Source organism: aff. Roholtiella sp. LEGE 12411 (assembly GCF_015206995.1).
Lineage (GTDB): Bacteria > Cyanobacteriota > Cyanobacteriia > Cyanobacteriales > Nostocaceae > Komarekiella.
Genome location: NZ_JADEXR010000241.1, coordinates 1 through 5,790, shown reverse-complemented (window position 1 = coordinate 5,790; position 5,790 = coordinate 1). Strand labels below are relative to the sequence as shown.

Here is a 5,790-nt window from a genome sequence, read left to right as displayed (position 1 = left end):
GTCAGTTCAACATTGCTGACCACTTTTTCTTTTCAGTGACTTTTCACCTGACCAGATATGTCAATTTTTTATCCATACTTTTCTAAGTATTATTTTCTGCTTGCTTATTTTTAGTCTAAACTTCAGTTAATAAACCTACCGCAGAAAGTTTAACTAATTTAGGATTGAATGTAAAAATCTTAGCATTTTTACCTAAATTTAATGCCTTAAGTGCCTCCTCCGCATCAACAAAACGTTTATCTAGCTTTCGTTCTACCATTTTTTGTAACCAAAGAACAAAATAACGAGGTAATTTAGGTAGCTTTTTTTTAAAATTAATCTGTTCATTTTCATCAATTAAATCCCCAATATTAATTGATTTCGTCCTCGTTAAGAGACAGATTAGAGTTGCTCCTAAACTATACAAATCGGATGCTTTTGTTAATTGACGACTATGAATCTGTTCAGGAGGCATGAACCCGATCGTTCCTTTAGCGATCGTACTCGATATTTCTCCTTCTTCAAGTTTAGCCAAGCCGAAATCGACTAAATAAACTTTGTTATCTTCACTCACTAAAATATTTTCAGGTTTAATATCCCGATGGATAACAAGTGGTTGTTCTTGTTGTAAATAGATTAATATTTCTAAACATTTAACAGCAATCTGCTGAATATCTTCAGGGGTCGAATAACCAGATGCCGCGAGTGAGGGAGCATTTTTATATTCTTGCACCAAACAAAAACCTGTCGAGGTATCGAAAGAATTCAGATAGCAAGGGATACTCGGATGATTAAGCTTCTGCAATACTCTAATTTCTTGATGGATAGCATCATAGTCTCTCCAATTTCCCATCGGTTGAGCGAACTGAAATTGCTTAATCACCACAGTTTGATCTGTTTTTATATCTTTCGCCCGATAGGTAATCCGTCCTCCGATCAGATTGTGACCTAATTCCCGTTCAATTTGGTAGCCGTGACTAGAAAAATCAGGGTATTCCATCATTAATTAGCTTGAATTACATTAGTATTACAAGATATAATAACCAACTTTAGCCCAATAACACTGAGCAAAGTAGATAGAAATAGTTCTACAAGTTCCTCCTACGTGCTAAGTAAGGTAAATCTCTAGGAACACAAAAATCAAAACAGGTAGCTGGCTCAAAGACTAGCTTTACAATATCAAAAGTATATTTTCAAGTAATTTTTGTAACTTAATACAAGCGATGGGGAGTGAAATTGCCCAACTACAGCTAAAATTGATAAATGTAAGTATAATGAAGAGCAATTTTTCACTATTAGCGCTCTATCTATCATTCAGCAATCACTATGGATGTCTTAGAACTTAAACGCGAAATCGAAACGTTGTCTGGTCGCCTGGGTAAAACCCAGGACTATCTTTGACGTCCCTGCATTAACAGCCAAAATTCAAGACCTGGAACAAATATCAGCTCAGCCAGAATTTTGGAATGACCAAACCCAAGCCCAACAGACACTACAAGAACTCAATGACCTGAAAGCCCACCTCCAGCAATATGATCATTGGCAAGCAAGTCTGGAAGATACTAAAGCAGTAGTTGAGTTGTTAGAGTTAGAAACCGACGAAGCGCTATTGCAAGAAGCGGAATCTACGATCACCAAGCTCAATCGTGACCTTGACCAGTGGGAGTTACAACAGTTGCTCTCTGGCCCCTATGATGCTGAAGGTGCTGTGCTGACGATTAATGCTGGTGCTGGTGGCACAGATGCTCAAGACTGGGCATTTATGCTGATGCGAATGTACACCCGTTGGGCTGAAGCTCACGGCTATAAGGTAACTTTAGCTGAAGAGTCGGAGGGTGATGAAGCCGGAATTAAATCGGCAACCCTAGAAATTACTGGTCGCTATGCTTATGGTTACTTGCGTTCAGAAATGGGTACACATCGCTTAGTGCGGATTTCACCTTTTAATGCTAACGGCAAGCGACAAACCAGTTTTGCAGGGGTGGAAGTAATGCCGCAAATAGATAACTCTGTGCAGTTGGACATTCCAGATAAAGATTTGGAAATCACCACAACTCGTTCTGGCGGTAAAGGTGGGCAGAACGTTAACAAAGTAGAAACAGCCGTAAGAGTTGTTCACCTACCCACAGGGCTAGCCGTGCGCTGTACAGAAGAACGTTCTCAGCTGCAAAATAAAGAGAAAGCTCTTGCCCGCCTCAAAGCCAAGCTGCTTATTATAGCTCAAGAGCAACGTGCCCAAGAAATTGCCGAAATTCGTGGCGATATGGTGGAAGCCTCTTGGGGCAATCAAATCCGTAACTATGTGTTTCACCCTTACCAAATGGTAAAAGATTTACGCACAAACACGGAAACTACAGCGATCGCAGATGTAATGAATGGCGAAATTGATACATTCATTCAAGCTTATCTGCGGCAAGAAAACCAACTTGTTGAAAGCACTCCTGCATAGTTTAAATATTAGTTGTAGGTACTAAGTATTATTTCACTCTTATTTAGTACGTATTCTTTATTTTTTTAGTGTTGATATTGGTGCGATCGCAACTGTGCTCCAGACCAACTGTTACATTTATAAAAGAGTCTGTGGTCAAATAATTATGAGTAACTCTCCTTCAACAGAACCTCAACCGAGCTACGTGAAACTTGCCATGCGAAACATGGTGCGAAAGGGTAACACGTCCTTAAAACATTTTGCATTGACTGCTGTAGGACTCTTAGCTGTCCTCGTTGGTCTTGCTTATCTAACTCGTTAACGATAAATCATTACCTCAGCCTAGGAGACTACGTGCCCCTGAGAGTTGAACTATATGTGGAGGATTATTATTATGAGTTGTCCCCAACAGCATCTGTAAATATTGGGGACACCGATTCCCGAATGACCTCCGAAGCTTGGGAAAACTGGTTTTATATCTGGTTGGAAATACTTCAGCCTCATCTTCCAGCAGCGCCAAGTTATGAAATTGGTCTGCGCTTGACAGATGATTTGCAAATTCAGGCGCTGAATTATCAGTATCGTCAACAAAATAAGCCGACAGATGTTTTAGCCTTTGCTGCTTTAGAGGTAGACTTTCCTCAAACTGAAGAAATGCTTGACTCTGTGCCTTTATACTTAGGTGATATTATTTTGTCTGTGGATACAGCAATACGCCAAGCTCAACAGCAAGAACATAGTTTGCCAACTGAGCTAGCCTGGTTAGCTGCTCACGGTTTATTACATCTGTTGGGCTGGGATCATCCTGATGAAGAAAGTTTGAAGCGAATGTTAGAACAGCAAGTAATATTGCTACATGCAACAGGTATTGCTATTGACATAGAATAACAGTGATTCGTATGTCGGCAAGTGTTAATCTATAGGTAATAATTTTATAATATTTCTGGGAAAAATTCCCTAAAATTGCCTCAAAGTTTATCAAGCCACGATAAATGGCAAAGATTCCCACAGTAGCTCCTCTTTTTTCTATTTTTAAGCCTATGTCCCAAAAAGTTTCCCCACCACCAACGCCCAACTCCTTACAAACACTGGTGACAAAAGAACGGGAATTCTCCTGGCAAGTTGCCTCTAATTTATTAATTAGTTTTAAGTATGCTTGGGCAGGAATCAGCTATAGTTTTCTAACTCAGCGTAACTTTCGCATCCACGTGAGTGTTTGTGCTTTAGCGATCGCTCTAGGTGTTTTTTTACATCTGGAATCAGTAGAAATAGCAATTATTGGTATAACTAGTGGTTTAGTTTTGGCATTAGAGTTACTGAATACAGCGATCGAGTCCCTTGTAGACTTAACTGTTAAGCAGACTTATCATGATTTGGCAAAAATTGCTAAAGATTGTGCTGCTGGTGCTGTACTAGTTTCTTCTTTGGTAGCAGTGCTGGTAGCTGCTACGCTTTTGCTTCCTCCTCTAGTAGCTTTAATTATGTCGGCTTTCTATAGGATTACTATTTGATTTTTGAAAAAACTGCGTACACCTCTAACTCCCTTTTTTTGCTGTTCCCTATTCCCTATTCTCCATTCCCTGTCTCTACGAATCAATTCACGAATCAAATGGGATTACTATAGATGTGTTTATGATTCTGGACTATCCAATCCTATTTGAGATTTGGGAGGATATGTTATCAGCAGTTCAAAATCAATAAATGCAATTTTGGTAAGTATTCTGGTTCTTAATTTAGATGCAAATTAAAGCAATGGGAGCTTAGTCTTCTTTAGGAAACTGCTCATTTGTAAGAAGCCACCTCCAGGCATTTACATCAGCGTTATTGTTACACGTAGCAAACAAATACAATGCGATATTTGTTTATGCTTGTTGGAACTAATGAGTGATAGAAAGCAGGAGTTATTAGCTGTGATTATAGTCATCGACAATTACGACAGTTTTACATATAATTTAGTGCAATATCTGGGAGAATTAGCCGCAGAGTTCCCAGTAGCAGCTGATATTCAAGTTTTCCGTAACGACAAAATATCCATAGATGAAATTCGGGCATTGAAACCGGAACTTGTGGTTATCTCTCCTGGACCTGGTCGCCCGGAAGATACCGGAATTTCCCTAGAATTAATTAAACAGCTAGGGCCTAAATTGCCAATTTTAGGTGTCTGCTTAGGACATCAAAGTATTGGTCAAGTGTTCGGTGGTAAAATTGTTTCTGCTCCAGAGTTAATGCATGGCAAAACTTCTCAGGTGTCTCACACTGGGATGGGAGTTTTCCGGGGATTAGAAAATCCCATAACCGCCACCAGGTATCATAGTCTGGTGATTGATCGCGAGACTTGCCCTGATGTGTTGGAAATCACCGCTTGGGTTGAAGATGGCACTATTATGGGAGTGCAACACCGGAACTATCCTCACATTCAAGGTGTCCAGTTTCACCCAGAGAGTGTCCTGACATCTTCGGGAAAGCAGTTATTGCGAAACTTTCTGGAACAATTACAGTCGAGAGAGTAATTAATGAAACGACGACAGTTGATGGGCTATGCTGGGGCGGGTTTAGTCACAGCTTGCATTACTAACTTGAGTTCTGAATCTCAAGCTAACGCGCAATCTGGCGGTTTATCAGTTCAGTGGTTGGGTCATACTTGCTTTCTGTTTACTGGTAGCGGTGCAAAAATTCTTGTCAATCCATTTCGGACGGTCGGCTGTACTGCTAAGTATCGTCCACCAAAAGTTGCAGCAGATTTGGTACTGATTAGTAGTCAATTACTAGATGAAGGCGCAGTAGATGGACTACCAGGGAATCCAAAGCTCATCTACGAACCAGGAGTTTACGAGTTCCAAGACATTAAGTTCCAAGGAATTGCTATAGACCACGATCGCAAAGGTGGTAAGCAGTTTGGCTCAAACACCGCTTGGAGGTGGAAGCAAGGAGGAATTAATATCCTGCACTTAGGGGGAGCTGCTGCACCCATTTCTATTGAGCAAAAAATCCTCATGGGGCGTCCAGATGTGGCATTTATTCCTGTAGGAGGTAGTGCAAAAGCTTACAATGCCCAAGAAGCAAAGCAGGCGGTTCAGGTGTTAAATCCCAAGCTGGTAATTCCCACCCATTACCGGACACAGGCGGCTGACGCTGCTACATGCGATATCTCGCCACTGGATGATTTTCTCACCTTGATGCAAGGTATGACGGTGCGTCGTAGCAATGGAGACACTGTTTCTCTTAACCCTGGTAAGTTACCAGAGAATGGTGAAATTCAAGTTTTGAGTTACAAGTTTTAATGACAGCGGTGGGAAACTCATCCTAAGAGTGAATGGAGAAGAATAGCCGCCCCGCCACGTTGGGCATTGGTAACTTCTTCCCCATGCCCCATGCCCTGTCTC

Annotated in this window: 7 protein-coding genes; 6 read left to right on the top strand and 1 reads right to left on the bottom strand. The window is 40.9% G+C overall.

Annotated elements, in window-relative coordinates; all coding sequences use genetic code 11:
- Positions 1 to 115: 115 nt before the first annotated feature.
- A complete protein-coding gene (locus IQ246_RS28495) occupies positions 116 to 979 on the bottom strand; it encodes a serine/threonine-protein kinase (RefSeq protein WP_194006645.1) in 864 nt (287 codons plus the stop codon).
- Positions 980 to 1,305: 326 nt separating this feature from the next.
- Here IQ246_RS28495 and prfB point away from each other — a divergent pair.
- The 6 genes from prfB to IQ246_RS28465 all read left to right on the top strand — a co-directional run bounded on the left by prfB (position 1,306) and on the right by IQ246_RS28465 (position 5,688).
- Positions 1,306 to 2,428, top strand: a protein-coding gene (gene prfB, locus IQ246_RS28490; protein WP_194006644.1) for a peptide chain release factor 2 whose coding sequence is annotated in 2 segments (ribosomal slippage) — positions 1,306 to 1,377 and positions 1,379 to 2,428 — 1,122 coding nt in all. Because the reading frame shifts where the segments join, the coding sequence is not laid out codon by codon here.
- A gap of 145 nt (positions 2,429 to 2,573) precedes the next feature.
- Positions 2,574 to 2,729 (top strand): DUF3285 domain-containing protein, encoded by a 156-nt coding sequence (locus tag IQ246_RS28485; RefSeq protein WP_194006643.1) that lies wholly within the window; start codon positions 2,574 to 2,576, stop codon positions 2,727 to 2,729.
- A gap of 38 nt (positions 2,730 to 2,767) precedes the next feature.
- Positions 2,768 to 3,295 carry an rRNA maturation RNase YbeY gene (gene ybeY, locus IQ246_RS28480; RefSeq protein ID WP_194006647.1) on the top strand — a complete coding sequence of 176 codons (528 nt, stop codon included), beginning with the start codon at positions 2,768 to 2,770 and terminating at the stop codon, positions 3,293 to 3,295.
- A gap of 152 nt (positions 3,296 to 3,447) precedes the next feature.
- Positions 3,448 to 3,918, top strand: a complete 471-nt coding sequence (locus IQ246_RS28475) for a diacylglycerol kinase family protein (protein ID WP_194006642.1) — start codon at positions 3,448 to 3,450, stop codon at positions 3,916 to 3,918.
- 399 nt (positions 3,919 to 4,317) lie between these two features.
- On the top strand, positions 4,318 to 4,917 hold the full coding sequence (locus IQ246_RS28470) for an aminodeoxychorismate/anthranilate synthase component II (protein WP_194006646.1): 600 nt from the start codon (positions 4,318 to 4,320) through the stop codon (positions 4,915 to 4,917).
- A 3-nt stretch (positions 4,918 to 4,920) separates the two neighbouring features.
- Entirely contained in the window at positions 4,921 to 5,688 is a 768-nt protein-coding gene (locus tag IQ246_RS28465; RefSeq protein WP_194006641.1) for an MBL fold metallo-hydrolase, read from the top strand.
- Positions 5,689 to 5,790 lie beyond the last annotated feature (102 nt).

Excerpts from the sequence above, each read along its gene's own strand:
- IQ246_RS28495 (WP_194006645.1), bottom strand. The coding sequence starts at position 979 with ATGGAATACCCTGATTTTTCTAGTCACGGCTACCAAATTGAACGGGAA.
- IQ246_RS28485 (WP_194006643.1), top strand. The coding sequence starts at position 2,574 with ATGAGTAACTCTCCTTCAACAGAACCTCAACCGAGCTACGTGAAACTT.
- IQ246_RS28475 (WP_194006642.1), top strand. The coding sequence starts at position 3,448 with ATGTCCCAAAAAGTTTCCCCACCACCAACGCCCAACTCCTTACAAACA.
- IQ246_RS28465 (WP_194006641.1), top strand. The coding sequence starts at position 4,921 with ATGAAACGACGACAGTTGATGGGCTATGCTGGGGCGGGTTTAGTCACA.